The sequence below is a fragment of the Pseudomonas sp. 910_23 genome (genome assembly GCF_052850795.1).
Map to the genome: position 1 here is coordinate 32602 of NZ_VXCZ01000015.1, position 22490 is coordinate 55091.

The following is a 22490-nucleotide window of genomic DNA, read 5'->3' on the forward strand; positions in this document are numbered from 1 at the left end:
CTGCAAATGATCACCACCGCGTTGACCAGGTTCGTCGCGATCCTTTGGATGAGCCTATTACCTCTGATCGCGGTGGCCTTTGAAGAGCCCCAGGCTTTGCAACTGTTGGGGCACTCCCACCTCGAAATCCCCAAAGTAGAGATGACCGAGGCTGATTGGCGCTGGCTACGCGAGCGGCGCACATTGGTCATGGGGATTTCTGCCCCCGATTACGTGCCTTTTGACCTGACCAATAACAACGACGAACTCGAAGGTATCACGGCCGACTTTGCCGCGCTGATTGGCCAGGCCCTGCATATCTCCATCGAGGTTCGGCGTTACGAAACCCGTGATGATGTGGTCCAGGCCCTGAAGCAGGGTGACGTGGATTTTCTCGGTTCCGCCAATGGCTATGAGGCTGCCGACAAGCAATTGCAGTTGTCTCGTTCCTACGCCAACGATCAACCGACCCTGGTGACTCGCAGCGGTGACAGCCAAGCGTTGAGTGACGACCTGGCAGGCAAGCGGGTGGCAATGCTGTATCACTATATGCAGCCCGACGCTGTCCGGGCATTTTACCCCCGTGCACAGTTGGAGCTTTTTGCCTCGACCTTCGAGGCCATTGGCGCCGTGGCGTTTGGTCGCGCCGATGTATACCTGGGCGATGCCATCAGCAGCAATTACCTGATCAATCGCAACCACCTGAACAATGTACGCATGGCTGATTTTTCCACCCTGGAGGTCAACCCGTTTGCGTTTGCCGTCACCCGGGACAATACGCGGCTGCTGCAGATCATCAATGCGGCGCTGGAGGCCATTCCCGCCAGTGAGCACATGGAAATCCTGCGCCGCTGGAGCGGTGGCAACCTGGGCATTGTGGGCATCGACCGGCTGCACTTGAGTGCCAATGAACAACGCTGGGTGCAGAAAAATCCACGGGTCAGAGTCGCGGTGCTAAACGACTTTCTGCCATTGTCTTTTATCGGTGACAAGGGGCAATTCGAAGGGCTGAGTGCGGAGGTGCTGTCGCGCATCAGCTTGCGCACCGGTTTGAAGTTCGATGTGGTCCCGGGCAGTTCGTTGCCGCGCCAGGTCAATATTGTCAGTGCGGGCACGGCGGATATGCTGGCGGTGGTTACCCCCAGTACGGAACGTGCCGACAAAGTGCGCTTTACCCGGCCCTACCTGACCAGCCCGTTTGTGCTGGTGACCCGCGACAGCCCTGATAGCCCGCTCACGCTGGAGGATATGGTTGGCAAACGCCTGGCCATGGTGACCGGCAATGGCCTGCATGATGAGATAGCGCAAAACTTTCCAGGGGTTGCGTTTATCGATGTTGAAAACCCGCTGCAAGCCATGGCGCTGGTGGCCAATGGCGACGCCGAGGGCGCCGTGAACTCGCTGATCAGTGCGCGCTATCTGATCACCCGGCATTACCGTGACCGCTTGCGTATCACCAGTACGGTCGGCACTGAACCGGCGCGCGTGACCTTCGGGGTCAACCGCAGTCAGTTGGAGCTGTATTCGATCCTGGACAAGGCACTGCTGAGCATCACACCGCAGGAAATGGATGAATTGATTGGCCAATGGCGCAGCGAAGTCATCATCGAGGACAGCTACTGGCTGCGTTATCGCAACGTGATCATTCAGGGCTTCGGGTTGGCCGCACTGTTGTTGGTGGTCACGCTGGGTTGGATCATCTACTTGCGCAGCCTGATTCGTAAGCGCGTGCAGGCCGAGCGGGCGCTCAGCGATCAGATGCGGTTCATGAGCGTATTGATCGACGGCACCCCGCATCCGATTTATGTACGCGACCGCCAGGGTCGGTTGATGGCCTGTAACAATGCGTACCTCGATGTGTTTGGTTACAAGCTTGAAGACGTGATCGGCAAGACGGTGATGGAAACCGACGTCAACAATCCTCCACAGGCCCAGTCGTTTCATGAGGATTACCTGCGCTTGATGGCCGCCGGTGAACCGCAGATTCATGACCGGATACTCAAGGTGCCCAACGGCGACGTGCTGACCATTTACCAATGGATGCTGCCGTATCGCGACGGCGACGAGAAGGTGGTGGGCATGATTGCCGGTTGGGTGGATGTCAGCGAGCGTCATCGCTTGCTGGGCCAATTGCAGGAAGCCAAGGACGATGCCGACGCCGCTAACCGCGCCAAGACTACCTTCCTGGCGACCATGAGCCACGAAATCCGCACGCCTATGAACGCCGTGATCGGCATGATCGAGTTGGCCTTGAAAAATGCCGAACAGGGGCGGGCCGACCGTGATGCCTTGGAAGTGGCATCCGTGGCATCGCGCGGCATGCTGGAGTTGATTGGCGACATTCTCGATATCGCGCGGATCGAGTCCGGGCATTTGTCGCTGACCCTGGAGCCGGCCAATCTGCGTGAGCTGCTGGCATCGGTGGCGCGCGTGTTCGAGGGATTGGCGCGAGCCAAGGGGGTGGCGCTGCAAGTCCAGCTGGAGTCCTTGGTTGAGCGGACGGTGCTGGTCGACCCGCTACGCTTCAAACAGGTGGTGTCGAACCTGTTGAGCAATGCCATCAAGTTTACCGCCAGCGGCCAGGTAAGCCTCGGGGCGCGGGCGGTAGTCGAGGGCGACCGGTTGAATGTGCAGCTATGGGTGCAAGACACCGGCATTGGGATCAGCGTCAAAGATCAGCAGCGATTGTTCAGCCTGTTTATCCAGGGCAGCAATAACCAGCAGTCGGCCCGCAGCGGTTCTGGCCTGGGGTTGGTGATCAGCCGCAGCTTGTGCGAAATGATGGGCGGCCAGTTGCACTTGAGCAGCGTGTTGGGGCAGGGCACCCGGGTGGATGTGACACTGGCGCTGGCCCTGACGGACAGCTTGCCGACCCACGCCGCACACACTGCTGATGCCGTGCCAGATGGCCGCGCACTGCGCATCCTGGTGGTGGATGACTACCCGGCCAACCGCTTGCTGCTGGCGCGCCAGTTGACCTTCCTGGGCCACCAGATCACTACGGCCGAAGATGGCGTCCAAGGGTTTGAGCAGTGGCGGGCGGGACAATTCGACGGTGTGATCACCGATTGCAATATGCCGTTCAAGAATGGCTACCAGTTGGCGCGCGAGATTCGTGCGCAAGAACGTGAACGGGGTCAGGCACCTTGCCTGCTGTTAGGGTTCACCGCCAACGCCCAGCCGGAGGAAACCGAGCGCTGTCGGCAAGCCGGCATGGACGGCTGCCTGTTCAAACCCACCGGGCTGGACGACTTGCGCTCGGCATTGGCTTCGCGTTCAGCCGAGTTGGGCCCGCCACAAATGCAGGCGTTTGACTTGAGCACCCTGGTCGCATTGACGGGGGACGATCGCCCCGCGCTTATCGAGTTGCTGGTGCCGTTGCTCGACAGCCTGGAAACGGACCGTGCCTTGCTCTCACAGCTGTCAAGCCAGGCCGACTTTGCCAAGCTGCACGACCTGGCCCATCGCGCCAAGGGTGGCGCACGGATGGTCAAGGCGCAGGGGTTGGTCGCGTGTTGTGAAACATTGGAGGCGGTGTGTGAACAGCGGGACCGCCTGGCATTGGGCCCTGCGGTTGATGGCGTCAGTGAAGCGATTGGTATTTTGCAGCAAGGCTTGAACGCGTATTGCAATCGGCCTTGACCGCGGTTGATCACCATTCAGGCGATTTGGGAAAACTCTTACGTGAACGGGGAAAATGCCTGATTTTGTCGTCGGCATATGTCTGGAAAATGGGCGACGCTCACTGCCGAGCACTGCCTGCCCCAGGGGTTTGCCATGCCAAACAAAGCACTGACTGTCCTGATTGCCGATGAACAGCATCTGCGACGCCTGTACATCGAGAAAATGCTCAACCAGTTGGGGTATTACCGGATCGTGCCGGTGCAAACGCTCGAAGAAGTCCAGATTCTGACCTCCATTCCAGCCGAACCCTTCGATGCGCTCATCATCAATGCCGGGTTGCTGGACCATGCCATTGGGCTCCAGCAGTCAGTGCACCACGTGTTGGTATACGAGCACATCGACCTGGGCGAGCCTGCCGGTGCGACGTCAGCGGTGCGGGTGCGTCTGCCGGGCGTGCCGGACAACGTCAGCCTCGAACACTTCATGGACATCGTCGACCCATCCGAGGCTGCCCATGGCCTGCGGGTACTGCCGTGGCTACGGGAGTTGTCCCGGGCGCGGGTGGCCCGGGCCTAGCTTCGCTTCAACGCTGCTGCCGCATGTTGATCCGCACCCGTCAGTTGGTTTTGTGAGATTCGCGCAGGCGTTCGGCCGCACTGCGCAACAACTGCTCGGTTCCGTCCCAACCCAGGCAACCATCGGTTACCGACACGCCGTATTGCATTGACGCGCTCAGCGGCTGGCAGCCTTCGAACAAGTGGCTCTCAAGCATCATGCCGATCAGCGACGTATCACCCTGCAAGCGCTGCTCCAGTACGTCATTGAACACTGCCGGTTGGCGCAGTGGGTCCTTGCCACTGTTGGCGTGGCTGCAATCGACCATGATCCGCGCCGCCACTTTGGCCTTGGCCAGGTCATGTTTCACCTGGGCCACGCTCTGTGCATCGTAGTTTGGCCCACGGTGACCGCCGCGCAGTACCAGGTGTGTGTCGGGGTTGCCTGGCGTCTGGATGATGGCGGGATGGCCTTGGCTGTCGACACCGAAATGGCGATGCGGGTGGGACGCTGAGCGCATTGCATCACAGGCAACCGCGACGCCGCCGTCGGTGCCGTTCTTGAAACCTACGGGCATGCCCAGGCCGCTGGCCATCTCGCGGTGGATCTGCGACTCGGTGGTGCGTGCGCCGATGGCGACCCAACTGAGCAGGTCATCGAAGTAGCCGGCAGCCATGGGTTGCAACAGCTCGGTGGCGACCGGCAGGCCCAGGCGCAGCATTTCACGCATCAGTTCGCGGGACAGGGTCAAGCCGGCGGCCATGTCATCGCTGCCGTCCAGGTGCGGGTCGTAGGCCAGGCCTTTCCAGCCAATGGTGGTACGCGGTTTTTCGACGTAGGCGCGGATCACCAGCAGCATCTGGTCGCTGACTTCAAGCGCGAGTTTCTTCAGGTTGCGTGCGTATTCCATGGCCGATTGCGGATCGTGGATCGAGCACGGGCCGACAATCACCAGTAAGCGCGAGTCTTCGCCATTGAGGATGGCACGCACGGCCTGGCGATGGGCGTGGATCTGTTCATGGAGGAACGGGCTGAGGGGCAGCTGGTGTTTCAGCTCAAGGGAGCTGGGCAGGCGCTGGGTCAGGGCTTCATTGGCGCTGTTGAGGGTGCAGACGGGCAAAGCGGCGACGGAGGAGTTCATATTCAAGGCTTCCTGGGCAAGCGGCGGGTTGTTCCCGCGCGCTTGGCCTACTGGGGTGTTCGACAATTGGCCGTACTGGCGACGTGTGTTGGTTTGCCACCAATAGGTGACCGATCGGAGGCGGCAGGCTGTCCCGAACGGAGCTGGCTAAATCGCCATGCAGTGCAAGTGTCGAAGCGGTAATAAGTGGCGTAGTTCATGGTGTGATTCCTTTAAGTGTTCTTGAACAAACAAAATGGTTAGCGGCTGGAAAAACAAAACCCCCGGTCGGGGAGCCGACCGGGGGTTTAGATTTCTCTGGTAGGCGACCCCTTGAGTAGTGGGCGCCGATTTCAGGTATCAGGCGCGCCAGTGGCTAAACCAATACCCAAAATAAAAGCCGGCCAGTGCGCTCGAACCGTTCACGCGGGTAGCCGATACCAAGCGCAAGGCGCTGGCAGCAGGGCAAACCTGAGTGTGGGTGAGTTGCAACATGGTGGCTCTCCAAATGATGGGGGGAGCTTACTAGAGGCGTACGGGTGGATTCAATCAGTAATTTCTATTGCTTGAGGGTACTTACGGCTATGGGGTGAGTGTCGCTATGCTGGTGGCTCATAAACGATGATTGCCAGGACGCGACCATGACTGCCTTGACCCTTGCTGCGGCGCAAACCCTTTCCATTGCCGGCGACGTTGAAGCCAATATCGCACGGCACCGGGTGTTCATGCAGGCTGCGGCAGAGCAGGGTGTGCAATTGCTGGTGTTTCCGGAGCTGTCTTTGACCGGTTATGAACCCACGCTGGCCGCTGACTTGGCCATCGCTCCCGATGCGCCAGTGTTGGCGCCCCTGCGCGAGATGGCGCGCGAGTTGCAGCTGACGGCAGTGGTGGGTATGCCGATCCGACTGGCCCCGCAAGCGGATGTTTTGATTGGCGCCCTGGTGCTGGGGGCCGACGGCTCACTGGCGGTGTACACCAAGCAGCATCTGCATCCAGGCGAAGACGTGGCGTTTGCGGCCGGGCAGGGTGGTGAGGCACTCGAATGGGGCAATGACCGTATTGCCCTGGCGGTTTGCGCCGACTTCTCCCACGCCAGTCATCCACGTCATGCGGCGCAAGCGGGCGCCAATGTCTACGCAGCAGGCGTACTGATCAGCGAAGGCGGCTACGCAAAAGACAGCGCGCTGCTGCAGGGCTATGCCGCGGAGCATCGTCTGCTGGTGCTGATGGCTAACCACGGTGGCCCCTCGGGTGGCTGGGCCTGTGCAGGTCGCAGTGCGATCTGGGCCGCGGATGGCCGTTTGCTTGCAGCGGTGCCCGGTGTCGGCGAAGCGCTGGTGATTGCCCACCGCGACGACGAGCATTGGGTGGGCCAAGTGGTGGCCGTGTAAATGGCTTTTCACCTGCGTGCTGCCACAGAACAGGACCTGTCGTTTGCGCGAGCCCTGACCCACGAGGCGATGAACCGCTACTACGTGCAAAACCAGCTGATTTGGTCCAATGCCGGCTTCGACACGGCCTGGGCCGGTCGGGAAAACTGGCTGATTTGCCGAGATGACCACACGTTGGGGTTTATCAGCCTGAGCCGTGACGGTGGCGCTCTATACATCCGCGAGTTGCATTTGCTCCAGGCGTATCGCGGGCAGGGCGCAGGCACCTGGGTGCTGGAGCAAATAGCGCTGAAGGCGCAGGCGCTTGGGCTGTTGCGGTTGACCGTGTTCAAGACCAATCTGGCCAGAAGGCTCTATCAACGCATGGGGTTCAGCATTGTTGGCGAGGAGGATGGTTTCTGGCGGATGGAGCGTGTCTGTCGCGTACGCTAAACCCTGTACAAAATCCTAATAAGCGCATACTGATTCAGGGGCCGACTTCCCTTGATGTTCCAGCCAGGCCTTGGCTTGTGCAGCGGTGCGGATTCCGGGCATGGTTCAAAACCGCTCAAGTTCGTTCAACGAAGAGATGAGTGTGTCACCTCTTGATGTGTGCAAAATGGGATCATGCATCCAAATGAGTGGAATCGGTTCGCGTTTAAGGCAAGAAAGAGAGCAGACTCGGCCTGCCGCAAAAAGTTTTTGGTGAAATCGGAGGCGTTGAAGCCAACGCGCAAGGCAAATATGAAAACGGCGGGCGTGCGCCCCAGGATTCCTGACCTTTTGCCCAATAAATCCGGTCGTCCGCCAGCCGGTGGACGACTACCGAGCAGGCAAACTCCATATATATGACGCTTGCGGCTAGGTCTGCGCCCAGCTTTTTTGCTAAGGTGTTCAGCAATCTATAAGACCATATCGCGAGGTGTCTGCTTGATTAGGGTGCTAGTAGTCGATGATCATGATCTCGTTCGTACAGGCATTACACGAATGCTGGCTGACATCGACGGCCTGCAAGTAGTCGGCCAGGCTGAGTCAGGGGAGGAGTCTCTGATCAAGGCTCGGGAATTGAAACCCGATGTGGTGTTGATGGACGTCAAGATGCCCGGGATCGGCGGTCTTGGTGCCACGACCAAGCTGTTGCGCAGCCACCCGGACATCAAGGTCGTGGTAGTGACGGTGTGCGAGGAAGACCCGTTTCCGACGCGGCTCCTGCAGGCCGGTGCTGCGGGCTACCTGACCAAAGGCGCGGGCCTGGCGGAGATGGTGCAGGCCATTCGCCTGGTCTTTGCCGGCCAGCGTTACATCAGCCCGCAGATCGCCCAACAGTTGGCGATCAAATCCTTCCAGCCCACCAGCGATTCGCCGTTTGATACGCTGTCGGAGCGGGAAATCCAGATCGCCTTGATGATCGTCGGTTGCCAGAAAGTGCAGTCGATCTCCGACAAGCTGTGCCTGTCGCCCAAGACCGTCAATACCTACCGCTATCGCATCTTCGAGAAGCTCGCCATCAGCAGTGATGTTGAATTGACCCTGCTCGCGGTGCGCCACGGCATGGTGGACGCCAGCGCCTGACATGACTACGCCGTTTGATCCAAGTGCCTTTCTCTCGACCTGCAGTGGCCGCCCCGGCGTGTACCGCATGTTCGACAGCGAGGCACGCCTGCTGTATGTGGGCAAAGCCAAGAACCTCAAGAACCGGCTGGCGAGTTATTTTCGCAAGTCCGGCCTTGCGCCGAAAACCGCCGCCCTGGTGGCGCGTATCGCCCAGGTCGAAACCACCATCACCGCCAATGAAACCGAGGCGCTGCTGCTTGAGCAGACGCTGATCAAGGAATGGCGGCCGCCCTACAACATCCTGCTGCGTGACGATAAATCCTACCCTTACGTGTTTTTATCGGATGGCAACTTCCCGCGCCTGAGCATTCATCGCGGGGCTAAAAAGCTCAAGGGCAAGTACTTCGGGCCTTATCCCAGCGCAGGTGCGATCCGTGAAAGCCTGAGCTTGCTGCAAAAAACCTTTTTTGTGCGCCAGTGCGAAGACAGCTTTTACAAGAACCGCACGCGGCCGTGCCTGCAATACCAGATCAAGCGCTGCAAGGCGCCCTGTGTGGGCCTGGTTGAGCCGGCAGAGTACGCTGAGGATGTGCGCCACTCGGTGATGTTCCTCGAAGGGCGCAGCAATGCGCTCACCGATGAGCTGTCCGGGGCCATGGAGCAGGCGGCCAGCACCCTGGATTTCGAAAAGGCTGCCGAGCTACGTGACCAGATCTCCCTGCTGCGTCGCGTCCAGGACCAGCAAAGCATGGAAGGCGGCACCGGTGACGTCGACGTGATCGCCGCGTTCGTCAATCCGGGCGGCGCCTGTGTGCACCTGATCAGCGTGCGTGGCGGGCGGGTGCTGGGCAGCAAGAACTTCTTCCCGCAGACCGGTATCGACGAAGACGTTGCCGAGGTGATGGCCGCATTCCTTGGTCAGTACTACGTGAGCAGCCCAGAGCGTGACCTGCCCTCGGAGCTGATCGTTAATGTGGTACACGAAGACTTCCCCACCTTGATCGAAGCGATCCACGAGCTGCGCGGTCGCGAGTTGGACATCAGCCACCGCGTACGCGGCACCCGTGCCCGCTGGCAGCAACTGGCCGTGACCAACGCCGAACAGGCCCTGGGCGCGCGGCTGGCGAACCGACAGCACGTCGCTGCACGCTTCGACGCCCTGGCCGAGGTCCTCAACCTGGACGAGCCGCCCCAGCGCCTGGAGTGCTACGACATCAGCCACTCCAGCGGTGAGGCCACGGTTGCTTCCTGCGTGGTATTCGGGCCGGAAGGGCCGATCAAGTCCGACTACCGGCGCTACAACATCGAAGGCGTTACCGCCGGCGATGACTACGCCGCGATGCACCAGGCGCTCACGCGGCGTTTCAGCAAGTTGAAGGACGGGGAGGGCAAGTTGCCCGATATCCTGCTGGTAGACGGCGGCAAGGGCCAGTTGTCCATGGCGCGAGACGTGCTCAACGAACTGGCGGTGCCCGACCTGATCCTGCTCGGCGTCGCCAAGGGCACCACGCGCAAGGCCGGTTTCGAGACGTTGTACTTGAATGATGCCGCCCATGAGTTCACGTTGAAGGGCGACTCGCCTGCGCTGCACCTGATTCAACAAATCCGTGACGAAGCCCACCGTTTCGCCATTACCGGCCACCGCGCGCGCCGTGGCAAAACCCGGCGAACCTCAACCCTGGAAGGGGTGGCAGGGGTTGGCCCGACGCGGCGTCGCGACTTGCTTAAACATTTTGGTGGCTTGCAGGAGCTCTCCCGTGCCAGCATTGACGAAATAGCCAAAGCACCCGGTATCAGTAAAAAACTCGCTGAATTGATTTATGCCAATCTGCACAGCGAATAGAATGCCTTCTCACCTCGTAGCCAGTTGTGCCGATGAATATCCCTAATCTGATCACCGTACTACGCGTCCTGCTTATCCCGATTTTCATTTTGTTGTTCTATTTGCCGTATGAATGGAGCTACGTCGCGTCCAGTTCGGTATTTGCCTTCGCAGCCGCCACCGACTGGCTCGACGGCTACCTGGCCCGCCGCCTGGAACAGAGCACGCCGTTCGGCGCGTTCCTCGACCCCGTGGCCGACAAACTCATGGTCGCCGTCGCCCTGGTCCTGCTGGTGCAGGAACACGGCAACCTGTGGCTGACCCTGCCGGCCGCCGTCATCATCGGCCGCGAGATCGTCGTCTCGGCCCTACGCGAATGGATGGCCGAAATCGGCGCCCGCGCCCACGTCGCCGTATCGAACATGGGCAAATGGAAAACCGCCGCGCAGATGCTCGCGCTGGTCATCCTGCTGGCCAACCCGTCGGACTTCTCATTCTGGGTGCTTACCGGCTACGCCTTGCTGCTGGTTGCCGCTGGCCTGACCCTGTGGTCCATGCTGCAATATCTGCGTGCGGCCTGGCCTCATCTGCGAACCACCGTTGAAAAGAAATAAAACTTTTTTGAATCAAGGGGTTGACGGGTGCTGAGGATTCTATAGAATGCGCATCACCAAGCGGGAATAGCTCAGTTGGTAGAGCACGACCTTGCCAAGGTCGGGGTCGCGAGTTCGAGTCTCGTTTCCCGCTCCAAGCATTAATGAAAAAGCCACTCTAACGAGTGGCTTTTTTTTGCCTGCGATTTGTGGAATAGACGCTTTGGCGTCGTTTTTCGTTTCTTGAGAAAACCACTGAAATCCAGGGTGATCGGTAAATCTAGGTACCGTTCCAGGTGCTGTCTCATGGCCAGGCTCGAACCCGCATTGTTGCTGGATACTCTCAGGTCGTGAGACGAGCTGTTCACCCCATCATTGGTTCGGTCTGGCCTTAAATGACACTGAAATCAATTAAAATTCGATGTGTCCGGGGTGAGTAAAATTCGGTGACTCAATTTTCTGAACCCTCTGCCAACCCCGATAGTTGATCCAGTTCTGTGTAGTCAGATGATGTTTCTACAGCCGTAAAGTCGTGATCATTTGTTTTATGAGCGTGCTCCTGAATCGTTGTGAAATCTTCGTTGTCAGGGTTATGGACAGGTACCATTTCTATTTGAAGGGCAGGGCCGAACGGAGCGCAGCTTGAACTCTTCTTCAGAACCATCGCCCAGGATTTGGGTGAGCTTAAAGCGCTGAGCGTGGGGCAGAGCAGTGATGAGGTGGTCCGTTTACTGCATCGGATTCGGGGCGCGCTGGCGGTCGGCAAAGCCAAGAGCCTGATCCAGTTGTGTCGCGAGCTGGAGATCGCTGTCGCACGGGATGGGCTGGCCCACACCCATGCAGATGTTGCAGCGTTTATCCAGCGCGTCGAATGCGCTATTGAGATTTATAAGCTTGGAATGCCGCCCCGTTCAGGCAGATCCCCACCGCATAAGGCTACAAAGCCGACCCCGAGTCGTTTCTTGGAGAACGATGCTGCAGATAGCTATAACGTCGGCGATACGTCTGCCTCCTCATGGTCAGTTTCAACTTCTCCTTGACTGATCACTATGACCGTCTGCCATCTGGACGATCACAAAGCTTTTCTGGAGCACTGGCTATTAACCGGTTCCCGCCATCCTCTTAAGCTGGCTTGACTGATTTTCAGCCAGCAACAAGTAGGAAGTGAACATGAAAAGGTTGCATAAGAAAGTCGCGCTGGTGACTGGTGCCTCCAAGGGCATCGGCGCAGCGATTGCCAAGCAATTGGCCCAGGATGGCGCCACTGTGATCGTCAACTATGCCAGCAGTCGCTTAGACGCCGAGCGAGTGGTTGAGCAGATTTTGCAAACCGGCGCCAGGGCCTACGCGGTGCAGGCGGACGTGTCCAACAGCACTGACCTCAAGGCGTTGTTCAAGACCATCGTGCATGAGCATGGCCATCTCGACATTCTGGTCAACAATGCCGGTGTCTATTCGACCAGTCCCCTGGCCGATATCACCGAACAGGAGTTTCACCGTCAATTCAACCTCAACGTTCTAGGGCTGATCCAATGCACACAAGCTGCCGTTGAAGTGTTCAACGTGCTGGGGGGCAGCATCGTCAATGTCAGCTCAAGCGTGACTTCGTTCACGCCGGCCAACTCAACGGTGTACACCGCGTCCAAGGCTGCGGTTGACGCGATCACCCGCACGCTGGCCAATGAACTGGGGCCGAGAAATATCCGGGTCAACTCGGTCAACCCAGGGTTGGTCGTCACCGAGGGCGTGCACGCCAGTGGCTTCTTCGAAGATGCGTTCCGTCAGAAAATCGAAGCGATCACGCCGCTGGGCCGCATCGGTCAGCCCGAAGACATCGCACCCGCCGTCGCCTTCCTGGCGTCGTCCGATGCAAGCTGGATCACCGGTGAAACCCTGATAATCGGCGGTGGCCTGCACTAAGCCTGGGTGGCGTGCTCGCGCACATAGTGGCGGGGCGACTGTGACATCACGCGCTTGAATGCGGTACTGAATGCGCTTTCGGACTCATAACCCAATGAGAACGCGATGGTGGAGACCGAGTCATCGGAGTTTTTCAGTCGGTCGCTTGCCAGCAACATCCGCCAGTACGTCAGGTATTCCATCGGTGCTGCGCCCACCACTTGCTTGAAGCGCAACGCGAACGCCGAGCGCGACATGGTAGCCCGTTGCGCCAACTCCTGGACGCTCCAGCGATGGGAAGGGTCAGCGTGCATGGCACTCAGAGCGACACTGAGGTGACGGTCAGCCAAGCCGTAAAACCAACCAGTGCCGTTGTTCTCCAGCGTTGCCAGGTGGGTGCGTAGTACTTCGACCAGCATCAGGTGCGCCAAGTGCTCATTCATCAGCGAGCGGCCGGGGCGCTTCTGCTGTAGCTCCGACGTGAACCGTTCCAGCGCCCAGCGCAGGAGCGATGCCTGCGGTTCATTGGCCTGCACGTGAACCATTGAGGGCAGGCTGCTGAGTAATAACTGGGTAGGAACACCGCTGAAGTCAAACCGGCCACCGACCAATTGCGTGTCGTTGCCGCCGTAATGCAGGGCCAGTTCGTCCGTTGCGAGGGTTTGAAAGTGACCATCGGAATTCATCAGCGGCTGGGACATATCGCTGTAGAGCGAAAAAGGCATGCCCCGAGTCATCAGAAAGCAATCGCCTTGGTGCAGGCGCTGCGGCTGCTGTTCGCCCTCTACGTGCAGCCAGCAACTGCCCTTGATCACCGCCGTGAACTTGATGCCTTCGCGCTCGGGAAAGGTGAAAGCCCAATCACCGCCCAGGGAAAGCGTGGCGGAGTGGTAATTACGGATTCTCAACAGTGAAAGAACGTCGGACAGAGGATCCATGCATCACCTGGTTGGACGAATAATAAAGTAATCGCGATTTTATATCAGAGCTAATCCAGATTTCATCTTTAAATGTGAGGTTCTCCATGCAAATCAATTTCGATAAGTCTTATGGCCCGCTGATCGATGGCGTGTTTGAAACTGAGGATAAGTCGCGCTCGTTTGCTGCGGTCGACCCTGCCACGGGCAGACACCTAGCTTACATTCATTATTGTGACGCCAAAGATGTTGATCGCGCTGTGAAGGCCGCGCATGCAGCGTTTCCAGCCTGGCGTACCCTGGGTCAGCAGATGCGCGCACGCCTGGTGAACCTCTTGGCGGACGAGATCGAAGAGCACAGCGAACGTCTGGCCATGATCGATGCCCATGACGTGGGGCGCTGCATCAGCGAAGTACGCAAGGACTACCTGACTGCTGTCCGGCACTACCGCTATTTCGCCTCGGTGATCATGGCCCATGAAGACACCGGCCGTGAAATTGAAGGCGGTTATGCCATTGCCAAGCGTGAACCACTTGGCGTTTGCGGGCAGATCATTCCCTGGAACGCGCCGGCGATCATGGCCGCGTTCAAGCTCGCCCCCGCGCTGGTAGCCGGCAATACCGTCGTGCTCAAACCTGATGAAAATGCTTCGGTGTCGACGCTGGAACTGGGCAAGTTGATCAACAAGATCTTTCCCGCCGGGGTGGTGAACATGGTCACTGGGTTGGGAGAGATAGTCGGTGCAGCATTGAGCGAGCATCCTCTGGTCAGGAAACTGTCATTTACCGGCAGTACCGAAGTCGGCCGCACAGTAGCCGGTGTTGCAGCCCGGCGCCTCGTGCCTTCAACACTGGAGCTGGGCGGCAAGAGTGCCAATATCGTATTCCCTGACATCGACGACATCGATGCGGTGGTCGACAACGCCACTTTTGCGGCCATTCATAACAATGGGCAGTCGTGCCTGGCTGGCACTCGTTTGTTTGTGCATGCCTCGATCGCAGAGGCGTTTCAGGAAAAGCTGATAGCCGCGTTCAAGCGTGTGAGAGTAGGAGCACCCTTGGCAGAGGATTCACGGGTCAGTTGTGTGGTCAACGCCCAACAAGGTGAGCGCGTGTTGAGTTACATCACCATGGGCCTGGAAGAGGGCGCCGAGTTGCTCGCAGGTGGCGGCCGGGCTGCAGTCCCAGGTTGTGAAAATGGCTACTTCATTCAGCCAACGTTGTTACTTGCACGTAACGACATGAGCATCTGCCAGGAAGAGATTTTTGGCCCGGTGCTATCGCTGATCGTGTGGGACGACTATGAAACGATGATCGCCCAAGCCAATGACACTGAATATGGGTTGGCCTCCGGGATCTACACCAGCAATTTGCAGCACGCTATGGAGACTGCAGCACGGCTGGAGGCAGGTTCGGTGTGGATCAATCGTTACTCGAACATTACCGATGGCACTGCGTTTGGAGGGTATAAGAACAGTGGGATTGGGCGTGAGTTTTGTCGGGAGACGCTCAATGCTTATACACAGATAAAGACGATCACAATGCAGGCGCGTGCACCACTGCCCTGGTTTGCAGGCGTGTAATTCAACGGGGATCTGCGCGCAGCCGTAGGGTGCGCGCATGACTTGCCCCTTCATGATTTCAACGATTGTACGTGGTTAAATTCGCCGCAAACTACCCCTTCACTTGTCCGACCTGCACTGGCATGTACTCGGCGCCGCCTCGGCAGCCATGTTCCAGTTCCTTGCTGCGTCCAGGCACCTATTCATTGCGCATCAATGCCGTGCTGGCCGGCTCAGGATCGGCCACGGGCGTGGCCGATTACCTTGGGAGTTAGGCTTACCCGCGAGGGCCTTGTCCGGTAACCGCATACGAACTGAGCGGCTCCGGCGCACGCCAGCCACCACCCAACGCTTTATAGAGTTGCACCACATTGAGATACGACGCGGTCTCTGCCTGCGTCAGCGCGTCCTGAGCATTCAGTTGCGTACGCTGCGCGTCCAGCTCTACCAGATACGCCGCACTACCTGCTTCATAACGCGCATGTGCCAGTCGAGCCGCACGCTCACTTTGCGCTGCTGCTTCAGCCAGGCTACGTACCCGTTGCTGCGACAAGCTATAGGTCGTCAGCGCGCTCTCGGTTTCCTCAATCGCATTCAGCACCACTTGCTCGTAACGCGCTCGGGTGCCCACCTCTCGCGCCTGCGCCTCGCGCTGCCTTGCCTTGACACTGGCCAGGTGCAGCGCCGGCCAACTGACCGAGGGCATCACGCTGAACGCGCGGCTGCCGCTGTCGCCCAAATCCCCACCGCGCAAGGCCACGAAGCCGAGGAAGCCGCCCAGGTCAATCCTTGGGTAAAGCTCGGCTGTCACGGCACCAATGTCCGCATTCGAGGCCGCCAAAGCGCGTTCGGCGCTGGCGACATCGGGACGCTGGCGCAGCAAATCGCTGACCTGGCCAATCGGCAAGCGCGTGACCAATGCCGGAAGCGCTTTCAGGTCGGTCAGCGCTTGCAGCTCATTGGGCCGCGAGCCCGTGAGTACGGCGAGCCGATAACGGCTGAGCGCTTGACGGGTTTCCAAACTCGGCAGTGTGGCTTGCACCCGTGCGCGCTCGGCCAGGGCGCTGGCCAGTTCGTCGGCGGTGCCGCGCCCGGCATCCACGCGGCCCTGGACCAGCGCCACGGTTTTTTCCTGATTACTCAGGTTGGCCTGGGCCACCGCTAACTGCCGTTGCGCGCCGCGCAGTTCAAAGTAGTGACGCGCCACGTCGGCGGTCACTACGATACGGGTTTGCGCAAGGTCCGCCGCGACGGCCTCAGCGCGTGCCGAAGACGCCTGCGACAGGCGCTGCAGCCGGCCGAACAGGTCCAGCTCCCACTGCGCATCCAAGCCGGCCTGATAGGTCTTGGCCAGGTTGCGCTCACCGCTCGGGCCGGGGTTGGCCTGGGACAGGCTACGGGAATAAGCCCCGCTGGCGGTCACCGTTGGCAGTTGGTCCAACTGACGCTGATCCAGCACCGCACGTGCCTCCAGCAGCCGGGCCTGGGCGATGCGCAGGTCATGGTTACGCGCCAGCGCTTGATCGATCAGCGCATCCAGTTGTGGGTCCTGGAATTGTCGCCACCAATCCTGTTGCACGCGGGTGCTGCTATACAGCGCGGTATCGGGGCTTTGAGTCAGCTCTACTGCGGGCTCGTTACTGGCCCGGTAGTCCGGGCCGACGGTACAGCCCGTCATCCAGGCCGAGCAGACCAGCAGCGCGAGCGGGCGAATCACGAAGGTATTAAAGGGGTGCATATATGTCTCCTTACACCGTCTGGGTCGTGGCGGCGTCGGCTGCATCGGCAGCGGCCAGCGCACGGGCGCGGGGTGTGGTGGCCGCGATACGATGGTCGACGGCAATGAACGAATACATGGTCGGCAAAACCAGCAAAGTGAACAGCGTACCCACCAACATGCCCACCACGATCACCAGGCCAAGGTCATAACGGCTATGGGCACCGGCACCGGAGGCGAACAGCAGGGGAATCAAGCCCGCCACCATCGCCGCCGTGGTCATCAGGATCGGCCGCAGGCGCATCTTCGCCGAGTGCAGAATCGCCTCACGACGATCCAGGCCCTGCTTGACCTGCATCTCATTGGCGAACTCCACCATCAGGATGCCGTGTTTGCTGATCAGGCCGATCAGGGTCACCAGGCCGATCTGTGTGTAGATATTGATGGTCGCCATGCCCAAGGCCAGTGGAATCAATGCACCGCATATCGACATCGGCACGCTGATCAGAATGATCAACGGGTCACGCAGGCTTTCATACTGCGCAGCGAGTACCAGGTAGATCACGATGATTGCGAACAGGAACGCCATGACCAGCGCGCCGCTTTCCTGATGGTATTGGCGTGCATCCGAAAGCCAGTCGTAGGTGAAACCCGGCGGCAGCAGTTTGGCTCGCGCCTCGAGGAACTTCACCGCGTCGCCCATGGCCACGCCCGGGTTGGGGATCGCCTGGAAGATCGCGGAATTGAGCTGGTCGAACTGGGTCAGTTGATTGGGCTCGACGCCGGTCGAGACGCTGACCAGGTTGGACAGCGGTACTTGGCCACCGCTGGCGCTGGTCACATAAAAGCGCGACAGTGCTTCGGGCGTAAGCCGTTCACCACGCAGGCTCTGCGGGATCACATCATAGGAGCGACCGTCCATGGCGAAGCGGTTGACGTAGTTTTCGCCCACCAGCACCGCCAGGGTGTCACCCAGGTCCTTCATGGTTACGCCCAGGCTGTTGGCCTTGGTGCGGTCGACTTTGATCTTGATCACCGAGTTGTTGTAGTCCAGGTCGCTGTCGACCACCATGAACAAGCCGCTTTCACGTGCAGCGTACTTGAGTCCTTCCATCGCCTCATAGACCACGCTGTAGTCACCGGCGCTCTTGATCACCATCTGTACCGGCAGGCCACCGGTCGAGCCCGGCAGTGAAGGCAACTGGAAGGCAAAGACGTTGCTGCCCTCGATGGTGTTGGCGCGGTTCTGCATATCGCCCTGAATCTGGTCGGCGTTGCGCTCGCGTTTTTCCCAATCGACGAAGTTGACCCCGCCGATGCTGTTGGATACGCCGTTGCTGCCGTTGACCAGCCACAGGTTGCTCTGCTCCGGCAAAGTCACCATGGCTTCGTTCCACTGTTTGCCGAACTTCTCGACGTAGTCGATGTTGGCGTTTTGTGGAGACTTGATTGCCGTCAGCACCGTCGACTGGTCCTCGGTGGGCGCCAGTTCGGTCTGGGCACGGCTGTATAGCCAGGGCACGCTGATCAGCACGATGACCGCAATCGTAAACGTGACCCAACGGTGGTGTAGCGACAGATCCAGCACCCGGCCATACGCGCTGCCGAGACGGTGAAAGAATCTCTCGGCCTTGCGCGCCATCCAGCCTTCGTTCATCTGGCTGTTGAGCAGCAGTGAGCTCATGACCGGCGACAGCGTAAGCGCGATAATGCCTGAGACCACCACCGAGCCGGCCAAGGTGAAGGCGAACTCCTTGAACAGCGAGCCGGTCAGCCCGCCCATGAGGCCTATGGGCGCATACACGGCCGCCAGCGTCAGGGTCATCGCAATCACCGGCGCTGCCACCTCACGTGCGCCCAGCAGGGCTGCATATGTGGGAGACTTGCCTTCTTCGATATGACGGTGAACGTTCTCCACCACAATGATCGCGTCATCCACCACCAGGCCGATGGCCAATACCATCGCCAGCAAGGTCAGCAAGTTAATGCTGAACCCGAACATCGACATGAATGCGGCCGCACCCAACATCGACAAGGGAATGGTGACCACCGGGATGATCACTGCCCGCGCCGAGCCGAGGCTTAAGAAAATCACCAGTACCACGATGGCAATGGCTTCGCCCAGCGTACCGAGTACTTCATCAATCGATGCGCTGATAAAACGTGCCAGCTCAAACGGCACAGCGACTTTCACGTCCGGCGGCAGGTTGGCGCGGATCCCCGGCAGCAATTCATTTACCTTCTTGACGATCACCAGCGGGTTGGCATTGGGCGCGGCATTCAGGCCGAAAAACACTGCTTGAACTCCGTCCATGGTGGCGCTGGTGTCGGTGGACGCGGCGCCCAGTTCCACGGTAGCGATATCATTCAGGTGCACCACACCGGCAGCGCTGGACTTGACCACCAACTGTCGAAACTCGGCGACATCGACCAGGTCGGTGTTGATCTGGATATCCGACACCACATACAAACCCTTGGCCTGGCCGGGCGCAGCCTGCACGTTGTTATTCAACAGGGCCTGGGCCACATCGCTGCCGGAAATGCCATGGGCGGCCATGCGATTGGCATCCAGCCAGATACGCATGGCCATTGTCTGCCCGCCGCTGAGGTTGATGCTGCCGACCCCTTCGATGGAAGACAGTTGCGGTTGCACCACGCGCTGCAAGTAGTCCGAGAGTGCGGCGGTGGACAGGGTCGGGCTGGAAAAACCCACATAGGCCACGGCTGTGGCCTCACCGGAGGACTTCACAATCACCGGATCGTAAGCCTGCTCCGGCAAGCGGTATTTGACCTCATTGACCTTGGCCATCACCTGGGTCATGGCCTTGTTGGAGTCGGCGTTGAGCTTCATGCGCACGGTGATCACGCTTTTGCCCTGGGTCGACGTCGAGCTCATGTAGTCGACGTCTTCCACGGTGGCGACCGATTGCGCGATGGCCTGGGTGACGAAGCCCTGCATCAGTTGCGGCGAAGCACCGGGGTACTGGGTGGTGATTGTCAGCGTGGAGGCTTCCGTTAGGGGGTACTGACGAATCGGCAGGTTGTTTATGGCCAGCAGCCCCATCAATAAAATCAGGGTGCTGACCACCAGCGCCAACACCGGGCGCCGCACGAACAAGTCGGTGAATTTCATTTTCAGATCCTTGGTGTATCAGCGGCTTGCGGCTTGGTCGAGCCCTACGGTGTCCTTGAGCGCAATGCGTACCAGGGCGCCGCTGCTCAAGCGCAACTGACCGGAGGTGACCACGCGATCACCGGCCTTTACGCCGTCAAGCAGCACGACCCGGCCATCCGAGCGTTCGCCGGTCTTCACGTAGACTTGGCGTACCGTGTTGGTCAGTTGGGTATCAGCGCCCTCGACGACGTAGACAAAGTCACCGTAGGCGCTGTAGCTCACGGCTGTTTCAGGCACGCTGATCACGTCTTTTTTGGCTGGCAGATGGACTTCGCCATTGGCGTACATGCCGGGTGACAGCAGGTTGTCCGGATTCGGAACCGTGGCCTGGACCAGCACCGTGCGGGTGCCCGGGTCGATACGCGGTTCGAGGGTACTGACGTGGCCCTTGAACAAGCGCTGGGGGTACGTGTCTACGCTGATGCTCATCGCCTGGCCCGTTTTGAGCTGTGCCAGGGCACGTTCGGGCAGGGTGATGTTGGCGTACAGCGTCTGTGCGTCGGTCAGCGACACCATGGCATCGCCGGCTTGCACGAACTGGCCCAGGTTGACCTTGCGTACACCCAGCACGCCGGTGAAAGGGGCCTTGATGCGTTTCTGATCGATCAGCGCCTTGATCCGCACGATATCGGCCAGCGCCTGGGAGTAGGCGGACTGCACCTGATCCAGTTCCTCTTGCGTCGCCGCCTGTTGGGGCAGCAAGCGTTGGGTTCGTTGCAACTTGGCCTTGGCGTTGGCGGCCTGGGCCTGAAGCCTGGCCAGTTCGCCTTGCTCCGGCGCATCGTTGAGTCGCACCAGAGTTTGCCCGGCTTTCACCCGCTCGCCGGGTTGGAATGCAATGGCACGTACCAGGCCACCGCTTTCGGCGGTGACCATGACTTGGTGGGTGGCTTCCAGTTCACCGATACCCGCCAACGTGTTAGGCATATCGGCTTGCGTGGCGGTGGCGACGGCTACCTGGATGGCCGGCGCAGCCGTTCCGGCCGTCGTTTGGGTAGGTTGCGCAGAGGTGGACTGCCGGTACAAGCCGACGGCGCCGCCAATGGCGAGCACCGCAGCAATCGTGACGCACACTTTAAGTTTTTTATGCATGATTCCGGTACTGACGTAAGGCAAAAAATTAAGAGCCCTGATGGCTCAACGGTGACGAGCGCTCAACTGGACTGTTGATGCGCATGAGGGAGTCGGACCCGTGCAGCGAGAATCGCCAGCACGGCACCGAGCCCCAGAAAAAAGACCAAGGCGGCGAGCACGCTGGGGGCAAGCCCCATCGCGTCCACCAGCAGCCCAAGTGGAATGGGCACAGCGTTGAACAGGTAGATGGTCATATAGAAATACGCCACCAACTTGGCGTGGCAGTTGGCGGGAGCCAGCTGATTGATCAGCCGCGCACTGCCGACAAAAATGGCGCCATAAGCGTAGCCGCCGATTACCAGGGCCAGCGCCGCGAGCGTCAGCGAATGGACCGAGAAGGCCGTCAGCAGGAGCAGGAAGGCGGCACACTGGGCGAGCAATCCAGAACGCAATGCACGCGCTGCATCCAGGCGTTTGCAATACAGCTGGCTGGCCCCGGCGATCAACAGGTACACCGCCATGCTGTAGCCAAACATCCCACGGTCACTCAAGCCCAGTTGCTGTTCGGCAGCGCCGGGGCCAATCACGAAGACGCAGGCCGTGAACGACCAGCTGAAAAACACCGACCACGCGCACAAGTGGAAGGGCCGACCAATACCCCGCAGGCCTTCACGTAACGACGCTTGTGCAGTGTGAGCGGCGGTGTGGGCCTGGAGGGCGTGGCGGGGCCAGAGCGCCAGTACGCCGAGGGCGGCGACAGCGACCAGGGCCATGATCGACCAGAAGGGCAGGCTGGCCGGGTACAGGTTCAGTTGCAGTGCCACGCCGCTGAGCACTGGGCCGAAAGCCAACCCCAGGATCATTGCCAAGGTGGCCAGCGTCGCCGCCAACTTGCCGTTGTCGAGCGGACCGAACCGCACCAGCGTCACGTTCACCGCGGTGGTCATGATCCCTGCGCCAAGCCCCGAGATGGCGCGGGCCGCACATAGGGCCCACAACGAATCGCATTCGGCGCACAACCAGGCGCCGATCAGCACCAGTGCAATGGCTGGGAGCAGCAAAAAACGCTGGTCTTTGACATGGCCGGCGATGCGCGCCAGGGTCATCAAAGCCAGCAAAACACCGGCACCGTAGGCGCCGAATATAAACGTCAGGTCCACAGCGTTGATCTGCAGGTGTTCTTGGTAAAAAGGGTACAGCGGCGTGGGTGCGCTGCTGTTCATGAGCGCTGCGGTCAGTGACAGCGCGAGAAAAAACATCAAGCCTTTTGAGCCGTGTTTATTGATATCGACGGACATGAGTCTCCCAGCCCAGCGCTCAGGGCTTTTGCCGAGTGAATGTTTGCAAGCGGGATGTGAATGCGGTTTAGAGGGCTGTGCCCATTGGCAAATGATACGGGCCGGGGCGATTGGCACCATGCCCGAAACCCCAGGCTTCATTTGCCATCGTCCAAAGCGGGGCCGACCTAACTCATCGGGGGTAACAACTGTGGGTTATCGTCAACGGCTGGCCGACTACCTAGACTTGAG

The 22490-nt window shown here is 59.6% G+C and carries 15 protein-coding genes, 1 tRNA gene and 2 pseudogenes; 12 read left to right on the plus strand and 6 right to left on the minus strand.

All coding sequences use genetic code 11. From position 1 onward, the window contains the following. The first annotated feature begins 6 nt into the window (after window positions 1-6). The gene (locus FW800_RS18220; RefSeq protein ID WP_446438171.1) at window positions 7-3621 is read left to right on the plus strand and encodes a transporter substrate-binding domain-containing protein; all 3615 of its coding nucleotides are present in this window, start codon (window positions 7-9) and stop codon (window positions 3619-3621) included. A gap of 135 nt (window positions 3622-3756) precedes the next feature. Then, complete coding sequence (locus FW800_RS18225) at window positions 3757-4179, plus strand: chemotaxis protein CheY (RefSeq protein WP_446438172.1); 423 nt, start codon at window positions 3757-3759, stop codon at window positions 4177-4179. Between the two features lie 40 nt (window positions 4180-4219). Here the strand turns inward: FW800_RS18225 and FW800_RS18230 are convergent, their stop codons facing one another. Continuing rightward, window positions 4220-5299, minus strand: a complete 1080-nt coding sequence (locus FW800_RS18230; RefSeq protein WP_446438173.1) for a 3-deoxy-7-phosphoheptulonate synthase — start codon at window positions 5297-5299, stop codon at window positions 4220-4222. 620 nt (window positions 5300-5919) lie between these two features. Here FW800_RS18230 and FW800_RS18235 point away from each other — a divergent pair. The 9 genes and pseudogenes from FW800_RS18235 to FW800_RS18275 all read left to right on the plus strand — a co-directional run bounded on the left by FW800_RS18235 (window position 5920) and on the right by FW800_RS18275 (window position 12537). Next, complete coding sequence (locus FW800_RS18235) at window positions 5920-6669, plus strand: carbon-nitrogen hydrolase family protein (RefSeq protein ID WP_446438174.1); 750 nt, start codon at window positions 5920-5922, stop codon at window positions 6667-6669. Continuing rightward, window positions 6670-7101, plus strand: a complete 432-nt coding sequence (locus tag FW800_RS18240) for a GNAT family N-acetyltransferase (protein WP_446438175.1) — start codon at window positions 6670-6672, stop codon at window positions 7099-7101. It abuts the gene before it with no gap. A gap of 184 nt (window positions 7102-7285) precedes the next feature. After that, a pseudogene (locus FW800_RS18245) lies at window positions 7286-7418 on the plus strand (helix-turn-helix domain-containing protein); the annotation flags it as partial. Window positions 7419-7578: 160 nt separating this feature from the next. Next, the gene (gene gacA / locus FW800_RS18250; RefSeq protein ID WP_005786991.1) at window positions 7579-8220 is read left to right on the plus strand and encodes a response regulator transcription factor GacA; all 642 of its coding nucleotides are present in this window, start codon (window positions 7579-7581) and stop codon (window positions 8218-8220) included. Window position 8221: 1 nt separating this feature from the next. Further along, complete coding sequence (gene uvrC, locus FW800_RS18255; protein ID WP_078820877.1) at window positions 8222-10045, plus strand: excinuclease ABC subunit UvrC; 1824 nt, start codon at window positions 8222-8224, stop codon at window positions 10043-10045. Between the two features lie 32 nt (window positions 10046-10077). Beyond that, a complete protein-coding gene (gene pgsA / locus FW800_RS18260) occupies window positions 10078-10638 on the plus strand; it encodes a CDP-diacylglycerol--glycerol-3-phosphate 3-phosphatidyltransferase (RefSeq protein ID WP_003190391.1) in 561 nt (186 codons plus the stop codon). Between the two features lie 60 nt (window positions 10639-10698). Then, window positions 10699-10774 (plus strand) — tRNA-Gly (locus FW800_RS18265). Window positions 10775-11270: 496 nt separating this feature from the next. After that, window positions 11271-11657: pseudogene (locus FW800_RS18270) on the plus strand (Hpt domain-containing protein); the annotation flags it as partial. Window positions 11658-11787: 130 nt separating this feature from the next. Then, window positions 11788-12537 carry an SDR family NAD(P)-dependent oxidoreductase gene (locus tag FW800_RS18275; RefSeq protein ID WP_103735335.1) on the plus strand — a complete coding sequence of 250 codons (750 nt, stop codon included), beginning with the start codon at window positions 11788-11790 and terminating at the stop codon, window positions 12535-12537. Here FW800_RS18275 and FW800_RS18280 read toward each other — a convergent pair. Then, complete coding sequence (locus FW800_RS18280) at window positions 12534-13454, minus strand: AraC family transcriptional regulator (RefSeq protein ID WP_103735334.1); 921 nt, start codon at window positions 13452-13454, stop codon at window positions 12534-12536. The genes FW800_RS18275 and FW800_RS18280 overlap by 4 nt on opposite strands. Window positions 13455-13540: 86 nt before the next feature. Between FW800_RS18280 and FW800_RS18285 the strand changes: the two genes are divergently transcribed. Beyond that, window positions 13541-15016, plus strand: coding sequence for an aldehyde dehydrogenase family protein (locus tag FW800_RS18285; RefSeq protein ID WP_103735333.1), 1476 nt, complete (start codon window positions 13541-13543; stop codon window positions 15014-15016). Window positions 15017-15272: 256 nt separating this feature from the next. Here FW800_RS18285 and FW800_RS18290 read toward each other — a convergent pair whose 3' ends face one another. From FW800_RS18290 to FW800_RS18305, 4 genes are all read right to left on the minus strand, one after another. Next, a complete protein-coding gene (locus tag FW800_RS18290) occupies window positions 15273-16733 on the minus strand; it encodes an efflux transporter outer membrane subunit (protein ID WP_103735332.1) in 1461 nt (486 codons plus the stop codon). A 10-nt stretch (window positions 16734-16743) separates the two neighbouring features. Beyond that, the gene (locus tag FW800_RS18295; RefSeq protein WP_446438176.1) at window positions 16744-19845 is read right to left on the minus strand and encodes a MexW/MexI family multidrug efflux RND transporter permease subunit; all 3102 of its coding nucleotides are present in this window, start codon (window positions 19843-19845) and stop codon (window positions 16744-16746) included. An 18-nt stretch (window positions 19846-19863) separates the two neighbouring features. Further along, window positions 19864-20979: an efflux RND transporter periplasmic adaptor subunit gene (locus FW800_RS18300; RefSeq protein WP_446438177.1), complete on the minus strand. Its 1116-nt coding sequence runs from the start codon at window positions 20977-20979 to the stop codon at window positions 19864-19866. 62 nt (window positions 20980-21041) lie between these two features. Next, on the minus strand, window positions 21042-22259 hold the full coding sequence (locus tag FW800_RS18305) for an MFS transporter (RefSeq protein WP_446438178.1): 1218 nt from the start codon (window positions 22257-22259) through the stop codon (window positions 21042-21044). Window positions 22260-22490: the final 231 nt, after the last annotated feature.